The organism is Acinetobacter legionensis (assembly GCF_057165765.1).
The window spans coordinates 2,463,860-2,488,787 of record NZ_CM169896.1; the positions used below are offsets into that span (position 1 = coordinate 2,463,860).

Below are 24,928 nucleotides of genomic sequence, written 5' to 3' on the forward strand. Positions count from 1 at the left end.
CACGGCTCATGTTGTATCTTTATACAATACATAAAGCACTTCAATAAAGCGTTGTGTATGCAAATACTCAGCATCTAAGCTTGCAAACTTGACACAGATTTGAATTTTGGACTAAACACATTGTTCTGTAATCGGGTCTGCATATATTCAGCATAAACCGATAGTTTTTCATAAATATGCTCAGAATAAAACATATCTTCGACTAGGTTTTGCGCTTGTACTAGATCATAAAGACCTGATAAATTTAAAATTTTAGCATTCATTTCTGAAAATTTACGACATAAAGCTACATTAAAATCATCTTTATATTTAAACAAAAGCTTCTGCATATTTAATTTATTATCATGATGATCTAATTGCAGATTTAGACCATCTTGCTCATTTTCGGGATTTACCAAGAAAATTCGAACCTTAAAAAAACATTCTATTTCAAACAAATAATCTGGATTGATCGGTTGATCTGTAATTAAAAAGATACGATAAACTTCTGCCTGAGTCAGTGCTTTGAACAACTGAAAATAAACAAATTCCTGTGCATCCCATGTTTGATCTTGTAGATCTAAAAAGAGATTTAAACTTTCTAGAACGACATCATCCTTGGTCAAGTTCATGGTTTTTTCAACCTGATAATAAGGTTTTAAAATATCTTGAACCTGTGCCGTAAAAAGTGTTGAGTAAAGCACTGTTTGATTTAAATTCGCCAAAATAAACGGTGAAAACAAATAAGCCAGACTTAAATCATTTGAAGCAATTGCAGATTGGATAATCGCTGTACTTTTCTTTTTTGAAAATTCACGTAAGACTTTGGCACGCAACAATGTTGCTTCTAAGTTTACAAATCTTTGATTGAGTTGTTCTATCACCTTTTCAGAGCAACCATGCTCAAATAAAACTTGTGTGAGCACATTCAACTGAGTCGTAACAAACATATCCCTGCCTCATTCTATACAGCATCGCGTGCGACTATTTTGAAAAGAAATCAAAAAGAAATATAGCCACAAAATTTTAGAAAAAATATATAACAGATAGAGCTGTACTGATTGCGTCTGTTATAGTTATTTTAAATACTCACTTGCATTGACCTATGTATAAATCTGAACAACTGACCCATAGCCTAAAATTATTGATTGAAAATGGGACGTGGAAAGCACATGAAAAATTACCCTCACTACGCCAACAGGTTCAACAATCAGGGTTAAGTCTAATTACGGTGATGAATGCTTATCAAGAGCTCGAAGCGCAAGGCCTGATTTATTCAAAAGAAAAGTCAGGGTATTTTGTGGTAGAACAAAGTTCAGATCATCCCACCACATTACATGTGATTAATGAAACAGTTGAAATTAACTCAATTGTTTTCAAATATTTGAAATCTACACAGTCTGAACACATTATCCCTTTAGGTTCTGCCTTTCCCAATAGCCAGTTGCTCTACTCCGCTAAACTGATACAAACGCTTGGACAACTTGCTCGACAACGGCGTAGCTATGAACAAACTCCAAGTCTCCCGCCCGGAAATTATCAACTTAGAAAAATTATTGCACAGAAATATGCGATGCAAGGCATCCCCACTGATCCATCTGATATTGTGATTACCTCTGGAGGTTTGGATGCATTAAATCTTTCATTGCAAGCACTTACGCAAGCTGGGGACTATATTTTATTACAACAGACGATTTTTTATGGTGCATGGCAAGCGGCTGAACGACTTGGATTAAAAGTAATTACTATTCCAGAGCACCCTGAACATGGCATTGATTTAGATGCATTCGAACACGCAATTTTAAAATATCCAATTAAAGTGTGTTTGATGATGTTAAATGGTCAGAATCCAATTGGCTTTACTGTGAGTGATGAAATTAAATTAAAATTGGCTAAGTTACTCAACCAATATCAGATTTATTTGATTGAAGATGATGTCTATGAAGAACTTTACTATGATCAAAAAAAACCCCTCTCGATGAAGTACTTTGATCAACAAAATTGGGTGCTACATTGTTCTTCTTTTTCAAAAACATTAGGTGCAGGTTTTCGTATCGGTTGGGTCTATGCAGGGAAATTCTCTGAACATATTCAGCACACTCAACTTATGAGTACCCTTTCAGTCAACTCATTTATCCAAAATGCCTTGGTTGAATATCTCTCTCATCGTCATTATGAAAAACATTTAAAAACTTTACGTTCCACCTTACAACGCTATAAAAAACAATATTTTAATTATTTAAAAACCCATTTACCTGAGCAATGCCATGTCAATTATTATCCTTCCGGGTACTTTTTATGGATTGAATTGCCTGAACAGGTCGATAGTAATGACATCTATCAACACATGTTAGAACACGGTGTCAGTGTCGCACCGAGCAGCTTATTTAATATTAGCAATCAACAAAATCACTTTATTCGGATGAATTGTTCATTTGAAATGAATGAAAAGATTCAAAATGCATTAAATGAATTGATTCATATTATTGGTAAATCAGTCGCAACATAAGCTGAATTTTTATAACAGATTCATCATTGCTTACTTATCTGTTATAGTTTTTTTCTAATTTTTTGTATCTACAGTGTGAATTCGTTTCTATCCATAATGAATCTATATTAAGCAGAAAGAGATTTTGCGATGAATGATGACAAAAGCCCTAAAAAACCACAATATGCTGATAGCTCGATTTCAGACAAAGCCTTTAAACGCATGATCATCTGGTTTTTTATCTACTGTAGCCTGTTTTGTATTGGTGTTATTGTCACAATCGGTGCAGATCACGCTGCTTTAAACTAAATCTCAATTGATTTCAAAAGATATGATTGATAAAACACTCACTTAATCAATTGAGTGTTTTTTCTGTATCTGTTGGCTTAAAAGTGTATAGGCATCTTTAAGATCTTCCCGTCCCATATCCTGTAACATGCGCTGATGCATATTTAAAATATTCACATCTCCACGCCTTGCAGGACCCGTCTGCATTGTTTCAGGATCATTTTGAGTGGCTTTTTTTGCTGTTTCCAAAATTAATGGATACAGTAAATTAAAATCGACCTGCTGTGCATCGACCACTTGTTTAGCCATGTCATAACAATAATTTGTAAAATTACAAGCAAATACCCCTGCCAGATGTAAGCTCAGCCGCTGCGCTGAATTATAGGGATAAACCTGATTACTTAGACTATTTGCTAACGTCGTTAAAATAGACAAATCTTCTTGCAAAACCGTTTCAATAAACAAAGGGGTATTCTGCCAATCCACTTCACGTTCAAAGCTAAAAGTCTGTAAGGGATAAAAAACCCCAGATTTTACATGGTGTTCAGTCAATATATTGAGATTGGTACTGCCAGAAGTATGAACAATCAAAACATCCGAAAGTTGCGAATGAATCGTTTGAATGACTTGAGCAATGGCTTGGTCACTCACCGCAATAATCAATAAATCAATTTTAGGTTCTATACAATGCACAACATCAATTGCCTGAGCATTCACCAGCTGGGCTAAGCGTTGTGCATTGTTTAAATCACGACTATAAATCTGAACAATATGATGTTGTTTTGACAATGCTTTTGCAAAATGTGTAGCAACACGACCTGAACCAACAATACTAATACGCATATCAACATCTAAAACTTTAAATATAGTTACAGCATGCCAATAAAAAAGGGATGAATCAATTCATCCCTCTCAGATCATTTTGATAACTACATCAATTTAATGCATTGTTTAAATAAATAATTCGCTCAGCGGTACGTTTATTAAAACACTTGGTATATTGCATCTCTTTGTTTTGCTGAGACATCGCATCATCCCAATATTGACGTTGTTGCTGATAGGTTTCAATTTCGCTATCTGGAATATCGCCAAAACTTTTCTGTGAAATGACTTTACAATCAACATCACGTTTTTCAAACCATTCTGCTTGATCTTGCTTAAACTGTTCTTTTTGTTCATCACTCAAACTATCCCAAGTCTGGTTTAAACGATCGACTTGTTTGAGTTTTTCTTCATCTAGCTCTTTTTTACGGATATCCATGGCTTTTTGTGCAAGCGCTGTTTGCTCTGCATTTTCAATTTGGTTGACCTGCTCGCGTTCACGCATATCTTTATTTTCTTTCATATAGGCTGCGTATTGCACTGCTTTTACCGTAACAAAAGTTACCCCTTGAATAACTGCATCCTGATTAAGCACATCAAGGGTTAAGCCATCTTTGTCTGTTTTCACAACATTATAATTAAACTTGCCTTTCAACTGATCATTGGCTAGTACCAATTTAGATTCACCAGCTTCGATATATTCACGTATGCTGCGATACCCATCACCTTCACATTCATCCTCACAATCTTGCCCAAATTCTGCATATGAATTTTCAGCACGCTGTTGTAAGCCTTTCGGGAATTGAACCACTAACTGACTTTCACATTCCAACTGATTGGTTTTAGAAGAGTCTTCAGTGATCGTACGAACATTCTTCACTTCAAACTTTAAAGCATTGTTAATTTTCTGAAGTAGTGCTTGGTCAGCTTCATAACCAGAATTTTTAATATTGTCTGCGACTTCACGCAAATACTCATCTTTCAAATATTTTTGAATTTGATTGATATTATCTTGATTGGTACAGCTCCACTCTGCAAGTTCAGCATTACCTTCATCTTTTTTCTTTTTGAAGTAATCACAGCCTGACAGCATCAAGGTAGTAGAAATCGCAGCAATCATAAATAATGGGTTTAATGATTTATTCATTGTTTATCCGATCATATTTTTATGTGGATCATTTAACCAAATAATTTAAGAATTTTCGAGTAAAAAATAAAAAGCTTCTGGATATTCAGAAGCTTTTTATACAATTTATGCCTGTTTTAGCACCGAACATACCACTTTAAAAGATTATGGTGTCGTTGCACCAAGTACTTCAAACTCAATACGACGGTTTTTAAATTGCCCTTCTTTGGTTGAATTATCTGCAATTGGATTGTCTTGACCATGTCCTTCAGCAGTTAACTGTGAGGTATGTACGCCCTTTTCAACCAAATATGCCACAACCGATTTTGCACGTTTTTCAGATAATTTTTTGTTTGAATCCGCATTCCCAACATTATCGGTATAGCCTTTAACCACGAGTTTTGCATCTGGTAGTTGTTTTAACAAATTCGCTGCTTTATCCAAAATCGCTTTATTGGCTTCTGGAATACCAGAAGAACCTGTCGCAAAATTAATCACCTGTAAATTCAATGCAGCGGCAATATCATTTACATTGGCTTTATCTGCCTGAATGCTTGAAAGTGCTTGGTCTGCTTGTGAATTACTTGTATCTACATTTGCAGCACTGCTTGTTGCAGCTGCATTTGCATCGGCTGTTTGCTCTACAGAAATATGTAGATTAGGAGCAATAGCTTTTAACTCATCTGCCAATTTTTGTGCTTGCGCTAAATTTGGTGTTTGAATGGTAAGTTGATCACCGATCCAAGCCAGTGAAATATTTGGAATACCTTTAATTTTAGCCAACACCTGATCTACAGCATTTTGATCTGGCAAATCAGCGGCATAAGCACTGCTGGCTGTAACTTGACAATGATCGGTTTGACCAAACACTGAGGCAATACTGGTTTTTAAGCTGTCTAATAAAGATTGACTACTCGATTGTGCCTGACAACTTGCTAATTTACCTTCAACATCTGTAGAAATTTGCAGTTCAGCAGCTTGCAAATCAGCAACAGCTTGTGAAGCTCCACTGCTTACTGGATCTCCCCCAGCAGGCGGTTTGCTACTGCATTGTTTAAATAACAATGCGGCCAATCCTGCAATCACCAACAAAGCAATAATTGGCAATAACCAATTGGATTTTTTAGGTTCATCTTGGATCGAATTTGTTGTGATTGTAGACGTATCAAGGGGTACTGGTGTTGGAGATACACTTTGTATAGGTGTGGGTGCCACAGGCTCTACAGGGGGGATAACAGCCTCAGCCACGGGAGCAGCTTGAGTAGTGCCTGCGAAACCAAGACCACCTACACTTAAGCCTAATGTTGCAAATAATCCTGTTGCCCAAGCGGGCAAAGCATCCTGAATATTGTTCCATTGTGCTTTGATAAAATCAAAAATTTCATGTTTACTATCTGAGCCTGCTTGATCTGCAAGCAATGATAAAGTTGGAGCAATAGAATGGTTTAATGTGGTTTCAATGTCTTGAGTTGGTGCATTGCCCGCAACCAAGCCTAAAAAATGCGCGACCGTTTCTGGTTGATGACTGAAAATATCGCTTAAGCGAGGATTTAGATTTTGCTGCAGTGTGTCAATGAGTTCAGGTTTTGATTTTAAAACAGAAAGGAGAATGGGGTAAAAGGCACTTAAAGCACCGATTTTTTCGTCTTGAAACTGAAGATCACCCTGTAAAACTTTTGTGGTCACCCGTTCTTTTAAAAGCTCAATAATATTCATAATTTTGGACACTCCGATTTCATTGTTGTATTTGTCACTTTAATAATCATTTTATTGATCGTTTTTTATTCTAGTGATTAAATTCTAATAGTTATAATAGCTTTTTGTAGCGCAATGTGTTCAATATCTATTTGAAAAGCCAGCTTATGCTGGCTTTTTGTTTACTTTTTTAGGCTTATGTAAAATTTACATCTTAGCCAATAAAAGTATGGAGCACTTTACCAATCATTTTTTGATCGATTAATGGCGTATTTTTTCCATGAGATAAAATACTGTCATTGTTAACAACCCATTCCAAATCTGGATCAACCAAAGCCCAACCCGATTCTTTTACCCAACGATCCGTCATATTGGCCACTTTTGCAGGAGCGAGCGTGACTTTTTCAACCCATTCTAAAGGCTCAAACAAACCTTCACGGACCAATTGAACCCCAAAAGAGACATAAGTATCAAATGCGCTAATACCGGGTAAAGTCTCGGCAAAAGGCGCTAATTTCGCAGAACCACTCAAAGGTTCATGATGCGTACAAATCGCATCAATCACACCGTCTTTGACGCCTTGGCGCAGTAATTCTTTATCTTTTTCAGCACGTAATGGTGGGCGCACATGTGCCAAAGAGTTAAAACCATCAATTAAGTGTTCTGTTAAATGCAATTGATGCATTGCAACATCTGCTGTCACTGGCAAACCTTTGTTTTTTGCAATTTTAATCAACTCTACAGATGCACCACTTGAAAGCAAACCAAAGTGCGCTTTGACGCTTGTCGCTTCAATCATCAATAGGTATTTCGCAATAGCAACTGTTTCAGCCAGTGCTGGAATCATTGGTAATCCCTGACGTGAGGCAATAAACCCCTCATGTACACAACCATCTTTTGCGATCTGGTGCTCTTCTGGATAAAACACTACAGTCATGTCTAAACCAGCCGCATATTCCAAGGTACGCAGAACCACATCATCGTCTTTAAAAGTAGCATAGGCATTTGAAACAGCAGTACACCCCCCCTTTTTTAAACCTGCCATATTTGCGGGTTGTTTACCATTTAAACCTTGGGTTTGTGCACCAATCACTTGTAAATGAATACCACCATCTAACATGGCCTTTTCTACCAGTCCATGAATCAAAGCACCATTATCTTGCACGATCGGCTTTGAATCAGGTGGGGTAAATACATGCAAAATACCATTTTCACGTGCGGCTTTACCTTCTGACTTCAAGGTACCATGCTGTTGCTGACCTGGCTCGCGTAACCGTGCACACAAATCCACCATGGTGGGTATCAACCATTTGCCTTGTCCGTCAATTGTATCTACAACATTGGCAGATGATTCGACTATTTTTCCATGTTCAACATAAACCGTTTGTACAGTGTCAGTTTTTTTTATTGGGTCTAAGACACGTACATTTTCAATTTTTACACTACTCATGACTTTATCCTTCACCTTAAACCGCAATTGCTTCTAACAAACCTTTCTCTTGCAACTGACCTTGCATTGCCAAAGCCAAAACAGCCATTCGCACTGCAATACCATTGGTCACTTGATGCAAAATTACCGACTGTGCACCATCAGCAATACTAGAATCAATCTCTACACCGCGGTTCATCGGTCCCGGATGCATAACAATACAATCGGGTTTAGCCATGGCAAGACGATCTTTATTTAAACCATACATTTTGTAAAATTCAGCTTGTGACGACAAAGCTGGTGAATCAATACGTTCATTTTGAATACGTAAAGTAATGATCACATCACAGTCTTTAATGCCTTCATCCATTTTATTGAACAAGCGAACACCTTCACCATATTCGTCAAAACCACACGGAAGCAAAGTATTTGGTGCAATTACACGGATATCTTTGCAACCTAAAGTCTGCAAAGCTGCGATATCTGAACGTGCAACACGCGAATGCTTAATATCACCAATAATCGCCAGACTAATGTCTTCAAAATTCTTTTTCGTTTCACGGCGAATGGTTAACATATCTAACATTGCTTGAGTTGGATGAGCATGACGCCCATCTCCAGCATTGATGATTGCAACATGCGGACAAACTGTTTCAGCAATAAAATGCGCTGCGCCTGATGAAGAGTGGCGTACAACAAAAATATCTGCTGCCATCGCTTCGAGGTTCCATAGCGTATCGCGCAATGTTTCCCCTTTTGAAGTACTTGATCGTGCAATATCAATGTTCAATACATTTGCAGATAACCGTTTTGCAGCCGCTTCAAAAGTAGTTCGTGTACGTGTCGAATTTTCAAAGAATAAGTTCATCACTGTACGACCTTCTAAAAGTGGTGTCGTTATCAGTTGATTTTGATCATTTATAAAGGAATGGGCTGTATCTAGAATTTTGGTGAGGGTTGCTTTAGAAAGACCTTCGATGGTGAGGAAATGCTTTAAGTTTCCGTCATTATTGAGTTGAATCTGACTCGGTGTATGCAATGCCGCCAAGTGCATGAGAGATTCCTTAGAGGTTAAGTTAACGTATTATACAGATTTTCTTTTTCTTTGGCAGTTGAAGTTTTGGACAAATAGTCATAAAAGTCAGCGATCAAATTTTAAATTTGATCTGCTTTAAGTCTGCCAGTTTGAGCGTTAAGTTCATTAATTTTTCTCGAAGTTGCTGAATTATATTGATGTAATCAATATCTGATTGATCTTTTAAAAGCTTGATATAAGCATCTATTCTCAGCAAGGATTGATTACGCCATTTAAGTAATTCTGCTATTGGATGGTAAATTTGTGGATCAAAATCATGCAATTGATATTCCAATATTTTTATATTGCTTAATGTCACATCATATTCTTTTACACGTTTTAAGCACCTTAAGGTATCTTCTAAACGAAAGCGGATCTCATGTTCACAAAGAAATTTTAAATGTGGCAAATCCTGTTGAGCAGCAAAATATTGTGCCAATGGCAGAGTAAAATCCTCATAAGGATACCAACGCCCATGCGCACAAGAGATCAATTCTTTATATTTTTTCTGTTCAATCCACAGGTTAAACACAGCAGCCTTTGCTTGATCATAGTGTCTTAATCGCAGTTCAGTTTGTTGTTCCGACTCATCAGCGGTACCCACGTAAATCATTTGGTTGTTTTTTAAATATTTGCTAATTTCTGCATTTAATTTCGTATAACTCAAGAGATTGTCTCACAGCTTATCCTCAGCTTAAAAAATACTATATATGAGTTTTAATTTTTAATCACACTGTATCAATCAAGCTCTAACCCAATAGTTAGAGCTTAATGCCCGACTTATCTCAATGCACCAATATAGTGATGTGAAACTTGTGCTTGATAAATTTCTTCTTCTGTTGCACCAGAAACATATGCTTCCTCGCTTTGTTCAACTTGCGTTGTGGTTAGCGTATTCACAGAAGAAACTGGTTGTTCCTGTTCTAATAAATGCTGTAAGCGCAAGGCATGCCGATTTAATTCTGGATCTTGAGTCGCCAATGACATATCAATCACATACTGTGCATAGCTTTTATTATCCACTAAATACATTACATCAATAACGCGCCCTGTCACACGTCTTAATCGCGTTAAGATTAATGCCCCAATGGAAAACGCATCTGCATGTGCAATAAATCTGCTGTTGTTAAGATCTTGCATAGAAATCCCCGTATTTATTAATTCATTAAAAATTCAATTAAATTTCTGAGCCAATACGATGGATAATTAAGCAAATTGTGTACCAAAATCACGCCATAAAATGAATTAATAATGCATACACATTATTCTCTATTTAAAAGTTTACCGACTAGAACTCGCCCTACACATTGCGGAGCGTCAGATAGATCTAGAAATTACTCCGTTATGAAATTTGCTCTCATCATCATAAATAAAGAATACACGTGTGCTTTATTCATAGATGATTCATCTATATAAATTGTAATACTGCATGCAAATTTTTCTTGTTCTTAAATGATTTCAGTAATAAAAGAATTTTAAATCAAATTTTAATGATAAAAATAGCGCCAACACATTTCCAATGAAATCAAAATCAATAACAATCCCATCACGATATTAAAAAGACGTGCTCGATTTCCTATATTTAAAAAGCTTGCTAACTTTTCACCAGCAATCCCCCATAGCAATAAAGATAGATAACAGACGACAAAATAAATCACTACAAAAACCAATAAAACAGCATGAATATGCCCCGTTGAAAATAGCCCTGTACCCGCCACTGCGGCAATCCATGCTTTGGGATTTAGCCATTGCATTAACGCACCTTGTATAAAGGTCGGTATTTTTGCTTCATCTTGGGATTGACTAGAGATAAATGTCCCTTTTGCACGTAGAATATTCAGTCCAATCCACAACAATAAAACTGTACCTAAAATCGTGATCACATCAAGAAGTACAGGATAAACCACAATCATTTGATATAAACCAAAACAGACCGATGCCAATAACAAGGTAAAACCAATGGTCGCCCCTGAGATAAATGCAAAAGTTGCTTTTACACCATAATTCATACTGCTGGTTAAAATAGTTAAATTCACAGGTCCTGGTGAAATCGACATAGACAGCGAAAAAATAAACATTGAAACAATAAGACTAAGCATTTTTTAAATTCTTTATTCGATCTTATCTACATATTGATATTTGAATATATTTCAAGCAAAAAAACCAAATTTTTAACTGAATTTAGTACTTTTTATAAAATTTCGGACTTAAAAGACCATTCTATAAGTTTTCGTCATTAAAATACGCTAAAATACGCGATTGCTTTTTTAATGTCTTTGGAAATATTCATGAATTCGAAACCACGTCTTTCTACATATTGGGTTACCTGTGCAGATGGACTAGAAACCTTACTGCAAGAAGAAATTCAAGGTTTAGGGATTCAAGATATTGAAAAATTTCCTGGGCGTTTAATTTTTAAAGGCAAACTCGAAGATGCATACCGTGTTTGTATGTGGTCACGTTTGGCTTCTCGTGTACTGACACCGATTCATGTTCATGAGCTTGAGTTTACCCATGATGCACGTGACGTTGCAGAAGAACTTTATGAAGGTGCGATCAATTTTGATTGGTCACTTATTTTTGCACCACAAAGTACTTTCGCGATTCGTCTTCATGTAGAACGTGATATTAAAGTCAATACACAGTTTGCGACTTTACGTGTCAAAGATGGTGTGGTTGATTCCTTCATGGAAGCTGTAGGTAAACGTCCAAGTATCGACATTAAACAGCCTGAAATTACACTATATGTACTTGCTGGAAAAACTGAACACACCTATTGTTTAGATTTATCTGGGGATTCTTTACATAAGCGTGGCTATCGTCGTTTTATGACAGATGCCCCAATAAAAGAAAACCTAGCAGCTGCTATCTTACAAAAAGCACAGCTTAAACAACGTAATCCAGAAATTATTCTCGACCCAATGTGTGGTTCAGGAACCTTTATTATTGAATCATTGATGATCCTGACTGATCGTGCACCTGGTTTAGTACGCCGTTTTGGCTTTAATGGCTGGAATGGACATGACCATGAGTTATGGATGTCGATTAAAGCTGAAGCAGCTGAACGTCATAAAGTTGCCTTAGAACAACCTTTGCCTAAATTCTATGCCTATGACGCAGATTGGGAAGCAGTAAAAGCAACCAAACAAAATATTATTGCTGCTGGATTTGAGCAACAACTGGATCAAATTCAAATTGAAGAGCGAACTTTAGCCGATTGGCCTGATTTCCAAGCAGAAGGAAAAACTTCATTTATTGTCACCAACCCACCATATGGTGAGCGTTTAGGGGAAAAGGCTTCTAACCGAGCTTTGTATCTGGGCCTATCCGCGCTTCTACAAAAGAATTTCCCCAATCAGCATGCTGCGGTTATCGCAGCTGCTGTTGAACAAGCAGATGTATTGGCGTTTAACAATCCACAAATTTTACGTTTAATGAATGGTAAATTACCAATTTACATTCGTTTTGGTGATATTAAGCCTGCTGCAGTGGTTAAACCTTTCCTTGCAGACTGGCAACCTCAACAATTTGAAAAAATTGAAGGTGCAGAAGACTTTACCAATCGCTTGCAAAAAAATATGCAAGCTTTAAAGAAATGGGCTGTAAAAGAAAATATTTACTGTTTACGTCTCTATGATGCAGATTTACCAGACTTCAATGTCGCTGTAGATTTGTATGGTGATCGTTTACATGTTCAAGAATATGCACCACCAAAAACCATTGACCCAGAAAAAGCCAAAAAACGTTTTAACCTTGCTTTGGCTTCAATACGTGCTGTAACAGGTTTAGGTCGTGATGCGATCTTTATTAAAACCCGTGCCCGTCAAGAAGGTAAAACCCAATATGCAAAACAAAGTACAGCATCTAAACGTTTTATTGTTCAAGAAGGTAAAGCCAAGATTTTAATCAATTTGACTGATTATTTGGATACTGGATTGTTCCTAGATCACCGTCAAATGCGTCTGCGCATTGCAGCTGAAGCTAAAGGAAAACATTTCCTTAACCTATATAGTTATACCTCTACAGCAAGCCTACACGCTGCTTTAGGCGGTGCTGCAAGTACCACAAGTGTTGACTTATCCAATACTTATTTAAACTGGTCTAAAGAAAACTTTGTCTTGAATGGCTTAACGGTTGATCATCCTGATGAACAGCATCAATTTTTCTCAAGCGATTGTTTTGAATGGTTAAAAGAAGGTCATGAACAATATGACATGATTTTTATTGATCCACCAACCTTCTCAAACTCAAAGAAATTCTACGGTACTTTTGACGTGCAACGTGACCATATTTCTTTACTTAAACGTGCAATGAACCGTCTAACTACAGAGGGAACTTTGTATTTCTCAAATAACTACCGTGGTTTTGAGATGGATGAAGAAATCGATGCAATGTTCGATGTACAGGAGATCACCAATGAAACGATTGGCTTAGATTTCAAACGTAATCAAAAAATTCATAGAGCCTGGAAAATTAAACACTTTCCTGTTTAATTATGTTAGACCTCGGACTTATTTATAAGTCACGGGGTCAATTTCATGTCCTATATAAAGTGTAACGCGATCTTGGGTTGTAATTCGGACATCATGGCGTTGATATGGATTATAACCAACTTCGCTTATTCTATATTTTTCAAGTGGTTTTAAATATTTATCCCCAGGTTGATTTGGATCTGGGTCTTTTTTCTGCCACTCGAAATCAGTTAAAACTGTAGAATAAATTTCATCTTTTTTAGCATCATCTGACCTTTCCTGAGCAACTTGTTTATGCAAATTATTTTGCTCTTCTACAGGTTGTTGTGCATTTTCCTTTACAGCTTTAATAATAATAGGTGACAGTTTAACCACACCTACAGATTGCTCTGCAAGATCTTGATCATCTAATTTATCTGCCAATACCTCTACCGAACTGAATGCCATCAAGAGAAAACCGAATATTTTTAAATAATCAGATTTATCCTTATCTTTGATCCTCATGATCAACGTTTCCTTTCTTATTATTCCTCACTGAAAAAACTATCAATTTTTGACCGTTTTTTCAATAAATTCATGAAAAACCCGATAATAGGTAAAACCTAAATCAATACACATAAATATTTGATGATTAAAATAATATGATGAAAAGACTAGGCTATGCCGATTAGTGGTTTAGGATGGTTTATAAATCTATGCATTCCTATAGCTCTGGATGCTTGATTGGGGGATTAAACAGGCTTTAAACCTTTGCATCAATTCTACGATGTGTAGTGTTTTCCCTATTATGCGGAAAGTCTTAATGTGGCATTCTACTGCTCAATCAACCTCATCTCCCCTTCACAAGTGCTATCCATTAAGATTACTTACCTTTTGATCCAATGCTTACACTTATGTAGAACGCTAAAAAGTCCTAAAGCTTGCAATACCATACCTTATATTCAAAGTTTAAATACCTTTGCGTAGGCTATGTCTCACTTTTCGTAAGGGTTGCCAAACCTTACACTGTAAACAAAGCAGTGCTTTGTTTTTGCTCATGGACGGGGGTACGTCCTATACCCCCGCCCAACTGTGACATCCATGTCGCCCCATGATTAAAACAACCATCTATGATTCAAAAGTACAAAAAATGAATTGTTAACCAATAATTTCTAAAAGTTCATTTAGAAACATAAGCTTCATTTATGATCAATGACTTGATGGAAACCACTTGTATGAGTAACTAGCTGGTTTGACTATATAACACGTAAAAATATAAATACTTCTCTACTAAAAAAGCCAACTACCTTGCGGTAGTTGGCTTTGGTTATACAGCTAGATAAATTAACTTAATTTTAATTTACCAAAATTAAGTTGACCATGTTCAGCACTGATTAAAATGGTATCACCTGCTGTAAATTGACCAGCAAGAATTTGCTGAGCCAATGGATTTTCAACCTGTTGTTGAATCGCACGTTTGAGTGGACGTGCACCATATACAGGATCAAAACCAGCATCAATCAGAATATCAAAGGCCTGATCATCGACTTTCAACCCAATATCTCGTTCAGATAAACGTGAACGTAAGCGATTCAATTGAATATCTGCTATGCCACGAATTTGTGATTTTTTCAACGAGTGGAATACCACCAACTCATCGATACGGTTAATAAACTCAGGACGGAAATGTTGTGATACGGCATTCATCACCGTTATACGAACATCCTCATCACTAGCACCTTCACCGAGCTCACGTACATCACTTGAACCTAAATTCGATGTCATCACAATCACGGTGTTTTTAAAATCAATCAGACGGCCTTGTGAATCAGTTAATCGTCCATCATCCAACACTTGTAATAAAATGTTGAATACATCTGGATGGGCTTTTTCAACTTCATCAAATAACACCACACTATATGGTTTACGGCGTACTGCTTCAGTTAAAACACCACCTTCTTCGTAACCAACATAACCCGGAGGTGCACCCACCAATCGACTAACCGAATGCTTTTCCATAAACTCTGACATATCGATACGAATAATTGCATCATCACTGTCAAATAAGAAATTACCTAAAGCCTTGGTTAACTCAGTTTTACCCACCCCTGTTGGTCCAAGGAATAAGAACGAACCACTTGGGCGATTTGGATCAGATAAGCCCGCACGTGAACGACGAACTGCATTTGAGACAGCAACCACAGCTTCATCCTGTCCTACCACACGGTTGTGTAAAAAATCTTCCATATGGAGTAATTTTTCACGCTCGCCTTGTAGCATTTTTGATACAGGAATACCAGTTGCAGCACTAACTACTTCTGCAATTTCATTTTCAGTCACTTTGGTACGAATCAGTTTCGGTTCTTCATTGACTTCCGCTACCTCTTCCTCACTCAAGCGTTTTTGCAATTCTGGAATCACCCCATATTGCAAACGACTTGCTTCAGCCAAATCACCCTCACGTTGCGCTTTTTCAAATGCAGTACGGGCTTTATCAAGTTCGATTTGCGCCTGATTTGTACCATCCACTAAACGCTTTTCAGCAATCCAAATTTCTTCCAAATCACTATATTCTTTTTCGACATCTGCAATTTGTTTTTCCAAATGCTCAACTTCAGCTTTGCTGACTGAATCTGCATCTTTTTTTACCGCCTCCAATTGCATTTTTAACTGGATTAAACGGCGGTCTAAACGGTCAAGTGGCTCAGGTTTAGAGTCAATCTCCATTTTAATACGTGATGCTGCTTCATCAATCAAATCAATCGCCTTATCTGGCAATTGGCGATCTGTAATATAGCGATGTGACATTTTCGCCGCTGCAATAATTGCAGAGTCGAGAATTTGCACACCATGATGTGTTGCATATTTGTCTTTGAGACCACGCAAAATTGCAATGGTATCTTCAACACTTGGCTCATCTACCAAAACTTTTTGGAAACGGCGTTCCAAAGCTGCATCTTTTTCAATGAATTGACGATACTCATCCAGTGTCGTTGCACCCACACAACGTAATTCACCACGTGCCAATGCAGGTTTTAACATATTACCTGCATCCATCGCACCATCACCCTTACCTGCACCAACAAGCGTATGTAGCTCATCAATAAAGAGAATGATTTCACCATCAAACTTCGCTAGATCCTTGAGTACTGCTTTTAAACGTTCTTCAAACTCACCACGGTATTTTGCACCAGCCAGCAACGAACCTAAGTCTAGCGATAAAACACGCTTACCTTTTAAGCCTTCAGGCACTTCACCATTGATAATACGTTGTGCCAGACCTTCAACAATCGCCGTTTTACCTACCCCAGGTTCACCAATCAATACAGGATTATTTTTAGTACGACGCGACAACACTTGAATAGTCCGACGAATTTCTTCATCACGGCCAATCACAGGATCGAGTTTACCTTCCGCAGCACGTGCTGTTAAATCTATGGTATATTTATTAAGTGAATCTCGTTGATCTTCATGGTTATTTGCCATAACTTGTTCGCCACCTCGAATATTTTCAATTGCTTTGCGTAGTTTGTCAGTCGTGACACCTACGCTTGTTAACAATGTTTTGGTAGCACCTGTTTCAGCAAGTGCCAAGATTACCCAATCAGTAGATAAAAATTCATCTCCTGCTTTTTGAGCAAAGCTATCTGCCAAATTAAGCGCACGTACAGCTTCTGGATTTAAATTAATATCTCCAGTTGGTGTTCCAATTTTGGGCGCATCTGTTAAGGCTTTTTGCAATTTTGTTTTTAACTCAGGTAGATTGGCGCCTGACTGTTGCAAAAGACTAAGATTAGATGGTTCTTCCAATAAAGCGGAAAGAATATGAATACCCTCAATTGCGGTATTATCATTACCCATTGCCTGAGATTGTGCATCAGATAAGGCTTGCTGCAGGCGGTTCGTAAATTTTTCAAATCGCATTCTTGTTATTCCTCACAACAAATTTTGTACTTGAATAATAAATGGGAACGTTTTTTTCGATTTCAATAGCAATAATGAATTAATTTATATATTTTTCAAAAACTTACCAAAATACTTAGAATGGATTTCAGTATTAATATCTGTGCTGAAACGTTATTTTTCAAGTAAGCTTATGGAAAAATATAGAGAATTAGTTTTTTAAACGTTTGTATTTTCAACGATATGCTTTAGAGTAAGGAGTATTGAGAGATTTTAGTATAATAACAATGTTGACTTTCGGTAAATCATTATCTGTATTAATTGCAGTATCTGCACTGTATGCCTGTGGCTACAAATCGCCAAATAGTGAAGAATTTCCCCACAAACATATCCAGCAATTAACACCGAATATATCAGGCATAGAATTCACATGGTTTAAAACGCCTGATGACATGAATAGAAAAGCCCTCAATGAAAATTTTATTGTTTACAATTGCCCTGAAAGTCATATAAAACAAAATCCTGTAAAGAATTTTAAATTATGTACTTACGATCTAAATCATGATCAACAGATTCAGCCTCATTTCATTGCTGCACAAACAAATCAATTGATCGATCAAATTGTCGCCTTAAATCACAATCACTTTCTCATCACTATAAAAACCTTTCAATCTGGTGTGAATAATCCAATGCAAGCTTATTTATTCAATGCACAGACACAAAATTTAACGGCCATGACTTCGTTTTCCTATGCTGCATTTTCTCAGACAATTTTAGAGCAAATGGTGCAAGAGAAAACATATCAAAAGAAAGTCTTAGAATATGACACAACAGTTTATTTTGATCCTCAATATATTTCGGCCAAAGCAGCCGCAGAAGCTCAAAAAGAACATAAACAACAGCAGCAATCTGTAATCAAAAATTTCAAAGATATTTTTAGAGACAAGCCTGAACAACCAAAACGTGATTTTTCACCAGATGATTATCCTGCTCAACCTGCCGAACCTTTTAATTTAAAACTCATTCAACAATTAAGGCTCTATCTACAACAGCACCAAGCAGAATGTTATTTAATTCTTGATCACGAAACACGGCTCTTAAAAACACCTCAAAGTTATCTCTATAGTCGCGATTTTTCCAAATTTCTGCCACAGTTGAAAGATGAGATAAGACTGCCTGAATGCAAAAAGCCAGTAGAGTTACCCACTGTAAATGCCAAATATCTAAAATATCAAAGTATTGATGATGTTCAAGGTTCAGGAAATCATTATATATTCTGGTTTACACCTATTGGCTATGACGTATTTGAAATCAAACAACATGGGCAAAATAAACAATTTAAGCTGCCCATTGACACTGCTTGGATATATCAAATTAGAAATAAACTGATCATCTCGGTTGATCAAACTTACTACATCATTCCACTTTCTTAATGAAGCATTTTAACCTCATAAAATTTTAAGCTACACAACCTATTAAGCTTTTAATGCACTTACACTTCCGACTTGGTTGCAGAACTTTGAGAAACTGCGCTATTCGCTGCGACATTTTGGGTAATCCATACATTTCCACCGATTACAGCACCCTGACCAATGGTAATACGCCCAAGAATAGTTGCACCTGCATAGATCACCACATTGTCTTCTACGATTGGGTGACGTGCATATTCTTTCTGTAAACGCCCAGAATCATCGATTTCAAAACGTTTAGCGCCAAGCGTTACGGCTTGGTAAATTCGCACATTTTTACCAATAATACAGGTTTCACCAATCACCACACCTGTACCATGATCAATAAAGAAACCTTGATCGACTTGTGCACCTGGATGTATATCAATGCCAGTTTTTGAATGTGCAATCTCAGCAATTAAACGTGCCAACAGTGACAAGTCTTTTTTATAAAACTCATGTGCAATTCGGTGGTAAATAATTGCCAAAATACCCGGATAACACAATAAAACTTCATCGACACTTCGTGCAGCTGGATCACCATCATAGGCTGCAATCACATCTGTATCTAAAATTCGGCGTAGATCTGGTAATTTTTGTGCAAATTCACTGACGATACTTTGTGCCAATACCTCAATTACGTCGGCATTTTCGTTGTGCTTTTTATATTTATAATCATAAGTTAGATTAAGTTTGACTTGCTCCAATAATGAGTGCAAAGTTTTCTCAAGTGCATGTGCAATATAAAAATTTTCACTTTGTTGGCGTAGATCAGGTGGCCCTAGTCGCATAGGGAACAAGATACCACACAGATCATTCATGATTTTCTTAATTTCATCTTTTGAAGGTAATTCCCTACCGCCAAAGTCTTTTAAGCTTTTACGTTGAGTACGCCATTCATTACGAGCTTGTTGTAGCTCATCCACAATATTGGGGATATTCCATTGGGTCATATATTTACCTACTGAAATGACTTTTCACAATCCATGCGCTTAACATGAAATTTTATTATTCACTTTGAATATGTAAATACTATTTTATTAGCAATCTTGTAGATAAACATTCTTCGTATAAAGATATCTTTAAAAATCATTTAAATCTTATTTCAAAATAAGAATAAGCAATTCAATTTTTATTAATTTATTGAATATATAAAATCATTATAGTTGTTATCAATACATCTGATACATCAAGACTTAGATGTAATTCTAAGTTTGAAGAAAGGCAACTGAAATGACGAGTTTAAATCAACAACACTTTACCGAATTAACAACGGCTCAAATTGAAAATATCTTTGAACAAGCAAAACAACGTGTTGAAGATCATTATTTAGAATTTACGGGAACAATTTTACCTCATGAAGCATGGGCATTGTTTAAAGCGGGTCATGTGGTGATTGTCGACGTACGCACCAACGAAGAACGTAAATTTGTCGGCTATGTAGAAGATACTATTCATATTCCTTGGGCGACAGGAACTGCGCTGAACCGCAATCCACGCTTTGCCAAAGAACTTGAAACTAAAATTGGAAAAGACAAGATCATTCTACTGCTTTGTCGTAGTGGCAAACGTTCCGCAGCTGCTGCAAATGTGGCTTTTAATGCGGGTTTTGAAAATATTTACAATATCGAACAAGGCTTTGAAGGTGACCTTGACGAAAATGATCATCGTGGTTCTTTCAATGGATGGCGTTTCCACAACTTACCTTGGCGTCAGGAATAAGGCTCTTGCTTTATTCCTCTTATGAATTTTTATAAGCAGTTGATAATGATTAAAAACGCTCTTAATTAGAATCAAATTAATGCAATAAATACCGGTCACAATTAAACACCAATAGCAAAATTCTTACTTTATTGGAGATGATAAAAACAGCATTTTTAAATCAGATGAGTAATCAATAAATTAATTTCCAATACCACCAAGGATTAAAACATGGCTAAGAACCAAGAAGTCACACGCCAAGCGCTAAATGATCAAGCAGCCCGTCAACTTGCCAATGCGACAAAAACAGTACCGCAACTCTCCACCATTACGCCACGTTGGCTAACACATTTATTGCAATGGACCCCTGTTGAAGCAGGTATCTATCGGGTCAATAAAGTCAGCAATACCGATGATATTCAGGTGGCTTGTACACAACGTGATGAAGCAACACTTCCACAAACTTTTGTCGACTATGAAGTTAATCCACGTGAATACTTTTTAAATGGTGTTTCCACAGTTCTGGATATTCATACTCGTGTTTCTGACTTATATAGTAGTCCTCACGATCAAATCAAAGAACAGTTACGCTTAACCATCGAAACCATTAAAGAACGTCAAGAAAGTGAATTAATCAATAATCCTGAATACGGCTTATTGGCAAGTGTTGCAGATGAGCAACGTATTTCCACTTTGACAGGTGCACCCACACCAGATGATTTTGATGATTTACTACGTAAAGTTTGGAAAGAGCCAGGCTTCTTCTTAGCACATCCCGATGCGATTGCAGCTTTTGGACGTGAATGTACCCGTCGTGGTGTTCCACCACCCACCGTAAGCCTATTTGGTTCACAGTTCATCACTTGGCGTGGTATTCCACTGATTCCTTCAAATAAAATTCCAGTTGAAGATGGCAAAACCAAAATCATCTTGTTACGCGTTGGTGAAAAGCGTCAAGGTGTTGTTGGCTTATTCCAACCAGGTCTTGCTGGTGAACAGGCACCTGGCCTATCTGTACGCTTTATGGGCATCAATCGTAATGCAATCGCCTCTTACTTAATCTCCTTATATTGTTCTCTTGCTGTGTTAACAGATGATGCACTCGCTGTGCTCGAAGATGTGGAGGTAGACAAGTACCATGACTATCCAACAACTTACAAGTAATCAACCTACTCCAGATATTTCTTCTGATCATATTGCTGATGCGCCCATCAGTGAATCTGTCATTGCACAATTGGCTGCTGAATTTTTTTCGGCTTTACCCAAGCAAAACCCACAAGGTTTTAACTTTGATATACCCGATCAACGATCTCAAGGTATTAGTCACCAACCACAGCCTAAAGACCCGATTACTGCATTGTCTGGGCGCATACCTGCCATTGTACAACAGGCAAATTTAAACCCGGATTCTACACATCACTATGTAGAACCGACCGCCGACCATCCCGAGCGTAGAATTCTATCTTCTTCGCCCATTGTTGGTGGTGCAAATACTCCTGATCCATTTGCTGTCGGACAAAAGCTAGATTTGTCTTTGAATCCTACACCAATCACACAACAGACTGCACCATCAAACCTAACAACGACTGCGCCACATCAAGCTCAATCGAGTTATTACTTTTTGGATCTGCCTCACCCTGAAGTTGCTAGCGCCCAAACAGTCAATACCAATACGGCTCAAACTGATGTGCTTAAAAATCCATATGCGTTTGATCATTATCATGTGACAGATGACCAGCAATTAAAAAGTGTATTACAAGATCGTAATGACAAACCTACAACAGCAGCGTCTGGTTATTATTTTCTTCAATCACCTACCATTGAAGCTGTTCGTCCGCATTCAGATGTGCAAATACCAGCGAATGCTCAGAACTATCAACCCATTGATATTTTGCAAATCCGTCGGGATTTTCCCATCCTACAAGAGCGTGTAAATGGTAAGCAATTGGTTTGGTTGGATAATGCAGCCACCACCCATAAACCTCAGGCGGTCATCGATCGAATTTCATATTTCTATCAACATGAAAATTCGAATATTCACCGTGCAGCACATGAACTTGCAGCACGTGCCAGTGATGCTTATGAGCATGCACGTGATGTTGTTGCTCGCTTTATTGGGGCCGCTTCAGCAAAAAATATCGTCTTTGTTCGAGGTACAACAGAAGGCATCAACTTAATCGCAAAATCGTGGGGTAAGCAGAATATTCAAGCGGGAGACGAAATTATTGTGTCCCATCTTGAGCATCATGCCAATATTGTGCCTTGGTACCAACTCAGTAAAGAAACTGGTGCAAAACTCCGTGTAATTCCTGTAGATGATACTGGTCAGATTCAGATTGAGGAATTTGTAAAATTGCTCAATCCTAGAACCAAACTGGTTTCGATTACACAGGTTTCTAATGCCTTGGGTACTGTAACGCCTACTCAAGAAATTATTGCATTGGCGCATGCAGCAGGTGTTCGAGTTTTGATTGATGGTGCTCAGTCTGTTTCGCACATGCCCACCAATGTTACTGCCTTAGATGCCGATTTCTTTGTGTTTTCTGGGCATAAAGTTTTTGGCCCAACGGGTATTGGCGCTGTTTATGCCAAGTCTGAATTACTTGATAGCATGCCTGTATGGGAAGGCGGCGGAAATATGATTCAGGATGTGACGTTTGAGAATGTGGTCTATCAACCTGCACCAAATAAATTTGAAGCAGGTACGGGGAATATTGCAGATGCTGTTGGCTTAGGTGCTGCTTTAGAATACGTAGAAAGTATTGGAATCCATAACATTGCACGTTATGAACATGACTTGCTTGAATATGGTCAACATGCACTACAAAGCGTTTCTGGACTACGCCTGATTGGTACTGCATTAAATAAAGCCAGTGTGATGTCTTTTACACTGGCAGGCTATGAAACGGAAGAGGTCGGGAAAGTACTCAATCAATATGGTATCGCCGTGCGTACTGGGCATCATTGTGCCCAACCGATCTTACGCCGTTTCGGTGTTGAACGTACTGTACGCCCTTCTCTTGCGTTTTATAATACCACTGAGGAAATTGATTTATTGGTTTCAGTATTGCATCAACTCCGCCGTGCTAAACCTTATAAATCCTAATTTTAAACTTTAGCTTTTAAAGCTTAGTTTTTAAGTTTTAGTTTTCAAAGACTTTATTGATCGATCATAATCACATGCTTAATTAATTAGGCATGTGATTTTTCGAGGTGACGATTGTATGATCTATTTTTGAATGGGGATGCGTAATTCATCCAATTAGTGAAAATATCCCCTCAATTCGATAAAACGATACACTACAACAAAAAAATTAAGCCGCTATTTAGTTTAAATCAGGTTGATTTACCATTATTTTTATCAACCTATTTTTGCAACATTTTTAAGACTATATTACTCATAACTTTAAAAGTAAATATATCGGCTGTACCTGTTAGTAAGGACAGTAATTTTTAACGGACGTATCATTCCCAAATTTTTTACTAATATGCTGAGCCCATATAGCGCGCTTTTTATCCAGCCATTGCAATGTTTCAACATCTACTAAAGAAGGCTTGGGTGCAAAGGATTTATAATCATTGATGAATTTTCCCATCCAACAATAGCCAAAGAAGTTTTCAGACATCATCTTGTCTTCGAGATTGTAAATAGGGAATAGCTCTTTCTCATAACTTTTTAAAAAATAAAGCTTGGCTAATGATGATTTATAAATTGCGTCAGCCATCGCATTTTTCTTAGTCGTGTCAGCTAATCTATAAATAGGTGTATCAATATTGATAAATACATCACTTGTTTCTACGTATTTTTGAATGTCTTTTTTTGTTATTTCATTAGCAGAACATCCTATCGATACCAGTGGTATTAATATTAGAGTTAAAAATTTAAATTTCATAATTACCCACTTCCTTTATTGTCAAACTGCTTCAAGTCTACAACAGAACCTTCCCCCTTATACGTTCCATCTCCTGTTAACTGTTTTAACATTCCCGAATGATAATCTTCATTAAATATATTTTTAAATGTGGATCTGTTTACATATAGAGGACAATGATTATTTTCAGCCAATTGCCGAAGATGTACTATGGTTTCTGGAACAGTAATATTTTTTGCAATTCCTATTACTGCCAATACATCAAAAAAACTAAATCCTGTTTTAAGTCTGATTGAAAAGGTTTGTTTTTGAAATTGAGCAACTAATTTACTGGCTTCATGCATTGAGTGTTTCCGTACATACTGTTGAAACTTTACATACATCATAGTGTTGAAGGAAAGCTTATTAATCATTCCATCACCAAATTTGTTTATGTCATATTCCATACCAAAACGTAAAGCCAGTAGAAACTCTACTTTATTTGTGCGTTCCAGCCTTTGCCAATGATCTTCGTCAAAGAAAAAATTGTAAGGCGCAGCAATGTAGTAATTACCAACTTTAAACGCTGGATTACACGTTACAGAGGGATAGTTACAAACTTCAACATCCCTAGGAAACATACCCTTATCAGTTACAATAACGTCAGCCATA

At 37.2% G+C, this 24,928-nt stretch carries 21 protein-coding genes; 7 read left to right on the top strand and 14 right to left on the bottom strand.

Annotated elements, in window-relative coordinates; genetic code table 11:
• Positions 1–74: 74 nt before the first annotated feature.
• Positions 75–929, bottom strand: coding sequence for a hypothetical protein (locus AC2G3J_RS11380; RefSeq protein ID WP_483769993.1), 855 nt, complete (start codon positions 927–929; stop codon positions 75–77).
• Positions 930–1,084: 155 nt separating this feature from the next.
• Here AC2G3J_RS11380 and AC2G3J_RS11385 point away from each other — a divergent pair, with 155 nt between their 5' ends.
• Together AC2G3J_RS11385 and AC2G3J_RS11390 are read left to right on the top strand one after the other, a co-directional pair.
• Entirely contained in the window at positions 1,085–2,488 is a 1,404-nt protein-coding gene (locus AC2G3J_RS11385; protein ID WP_483769994.1) for an aminotransferase-like domain-containing protein, read from the top strand.
• 129 nt (positions 2,489–2,617) lie between these two features.
• On the top strand, positions 2,618–2,776 hold the full coding sequence (locus AC2G3J_RS11390; RefSeq protein ID WP_004721086.1) for a hypothetical protein: 159 nt from the start codon (positions 2,618–2,620) through the stop codon (positions 2,774–2,776).
• A gap of 42 nt (positions 2,777–2,818) precedes the next feature.
• On the opposite strand, the gene AC2G3J_RS11395 is transcribed toward AC2G3J_RS11390, so the two are convergent.
• The 8 genes from AC2G3J_RS11395 to AC2G3J_RS11430 all read right to left on the bottom strand — a co-directional run bounded on the left by AC2G3J_RS11395 (position 2,819) and on the right by AC2G3J_RS11430 (position 11,001).
• On the bottom strand, positions 2,819–3,598 hold the full coding sequence (locus AC2G3J_RS11395; protein WP_483769995.1) for a Rossmann-like and DUF2520 domain-containing protein: 780 nt from the start codon (positions 3,596–3,598) through the stop codon (positions 2,819–2,821).
• Between the two features lie 91 nt (positions 3,599–3,689).
• Positions 3,690–4,724, bottom strand: coding sequence for a DUF1311 domain-containing protein (locus tag AC2G3J_RS11400; RefSeq protein WP_483769996.1), 1,035 nt, complete (start codon positions 4,722–4,724; stop codon positions 3,690–3,692).
• A 144-nt stretch (positions 4,725–4,868) separates the two neighbouring features.
• On the bottom strand, positions 4,869–6,419 hold the full coding sequence (locus AC2G3J_RS11405; RefSeq protein WP_336953098.1) for an OmpA family protein: 1,551 nt from the start codon (positions 6,417–6,419) through the stop codon (positions 4,869–4,871).
• A gap of 193 nt (positions 6,420–6,612) precedes the next feature.
• Positions 6,613–7,848: a dihydroorotase gene (locus AC2G3J_RS11410; protein WP_336953099.1), complete on the bottom strand. Its 1,236-nt coding sequence runs from the start codon at positions 7,846–7,848 to the stop codon at positions 6,613–6,615.
• Between the two features lie 16 nt (positions 7,849–7,864).
• Positions 7,865–8,881 (bottom strand): aspartate carbamoyltransferase catalytic subunit, encoded by a 1,017-nt coding sequence (locus AC2G3J_RS11415; RefSeq protein WP_004721095.1) that lies wholly within the window; start codon positions 8,879–8,881, stop codon positions 7,865–7,867.
• 94 nt (positions 8,882–8,975) lie between these two features.
• On the bottom strand, positions 8,976–9,569 hold the full coding sequence (locus AC2G3J_RS11420) for a hypothetical protein (RefSeq protein WP_419327393.1): 594 nt from the start codon (positions 9,567–9,569) through the stop codon (positions 8,976–8,978).
• 113 nt (positions 9,570–9,682) lie between these two features.
• Entirely contained in the window at positions 9,683–10,042 is a 360-nt protein-coding gene (locus AC2G3J_RS11425; RefSeq protein WP_419327392.1) for a hypothetical protein, read from the bottom strand.
• 347 nt (positions 10,043–10,389) lie between these two features.
• Positions 10,390–11,001 (bottom strand): LysE family translocator, encoded by a 612-nt coding sequence (locus AC2G3J_RS11430; RefSeq protein WP_419820519.1) that lies wholly within the window; start codon positions 10,999–11,001, stop codon positions 10,390–10,392.
• 189 nt (positions 11,002–11,190) lie between these two features.
• Here AC2G3J_RS11430 and rlmKL point away from each other — a divergent pair, with 189 nt between their 5' ends.
• On the top strand, positions 11,191–13,395 hold the full coding sequence (gene rlmKL, locus AC2G3J_RS11435) for a bifunctional 23S rRNA (guanine(2069)-N(7))-methyltransferase RlmK/23S rRNA (guanine(2445)-N(2))-methyltransferase RlmL (RefSeq protein ID WP_336953105.1): 2,205 nt from the start codon (positions 11,191–11,193) through the stop codon (positions 13,393–13,395).
• 18 nt (positions 13,396–13,413) lie between these two features.
• Here rlmKL and AC2G3J_RS11440 read toward each other — a convergent pair whose 3' ends face one another.
• A complete protein-coding gene (locus AC2G3J_RS11440; RefSeq protein WP_336953107.1) occupies positions 13,414–13,878 on the bottom strand; it encodes a hypothetical protein in 465 nt (154 codons plus the stop codon).
• Positions 13,879–14,697: 819 nt separating this feature from the next.
• The gene (clpB, locus tag AC2G3J_RS11445; RefSeq protein ID WP_336953109.1) at positions 14,698–17,277 is read right to left on the bottom strand and encodes an ATP-dependent chaperone ClpB; all 2,580 of its coding nucleotides are present in this window, start codon (positions 17,275–17,277) and stop codon (positions 14,698–14,700) included.
• Positions 17,278–17,543: 266 nt separating this feature from the next.
• Here clpB and AC2G3J_RS11450 point away from each other — a divergent pair, with 266 nt between their 5' ends.
• Positions 17,544–18,689 (top strand): hypothetical protein, encoded by a 1,146-nt coding sequence (locus AC2G3J_RS11450; RefSeq protein WP_483769997.1) that lies wholly within the window; start codon positions 17,544–17,546, stop codon positions 18,687–18,689.
• 59 nt (positions 18,690–18,748) lie between these two features.
• Here AC2G3J_RS11450 and epsC read toward each other — a convergent pair whose 3' ends face one another.
• Entirely contained in the window at positions 18,749–19,657 is a 909-nt protein-coding gene (gene epsC / locus AC2G3J_RS11455; protein ID WP_419327389.1) for a serine O-acetyltransferase EpsC, read from the bottom strand.
• 280 nt (positions 19,658–19,937) lie between these two features.
• Between epsC and AC2G3J_RS11460 the strand changes: the two genes are divergently transcribed.
• From AC2G3J_RS11460 to AC2G3J_RS11470, 3 genes are all read left to right on the top strand, one after another.
• Entirely contained in the window at positions 19,938–20,426 is a 489-nt protein-coding gene (locus tag AC2G3J_RS11460) for a rhodanese-like domain-containing protein (protein ID WP_004721117.1), read from the top strand.
• Between the two features lie 210 nt (positions 20,427–20,636).
• Complete coding sequence (locus AC2G3J_RS11465) at positions 20,637–21,569, top strand: family 2A encapsulin nanocompartment shell protein (RefSeq protein WP_004721119.1); 933 nt, start codon at positions 20,637–20,639, stop codon at positions 21,567–21,569.
• Positions 21,544–23,511, top strand: coding sequence for a family 2A encapsulin nanocompartment cargo protein cysteine desulfurase (locus AC2G3J_RS11470; RefSeq protein WP_419820522.1), 1,968 nt, complete (start codon positions 21,544–21,546; stop codon positions 23,509–23,511). The genes AC2G3J_RS11465 and AC2G3J_RS11470 overlap by 26 nt, the downstream gene beginning before the upstream one ends.
• A gap of 328 nt (positions 23,512–23,839) precedes the next feature.
• Here AC2G3J_RS11470 and AC2G3J_RS11475 read toward each other — a convergent pair whose 3' ends face one another.
• Together AC2G3J_RS11475 and AC2G3J_RS11480 are read right to left on the bottom strand one after the other, a co-directional pair.
• A complete protein-coding gene (locus AC2G3J_RS11475; RefSeq protein WP_333667274.1) occupies positions 23,840–24,298 on the bottom strand; it encodes a hypothetical protein in 459 nt (152 codons plus the stop codon).
• A 2-nt stretch (positions 24,299–24,300) separates the two neighbouring features.
• Positions 24,301–24,927 carry a hypothetical protein gene (locus AC2G3J_RS11480; protein ID WP_335954936.1) on the bottom strand — a complete coding sequence of 209 codons (627 nt, stop codon included), beginning with the start codon at positions 24,925–24,927 and terminating at the stop codon, positions 24,301–24,303.
• Position 24,928 lies beyond the last annotated feature (1 nt).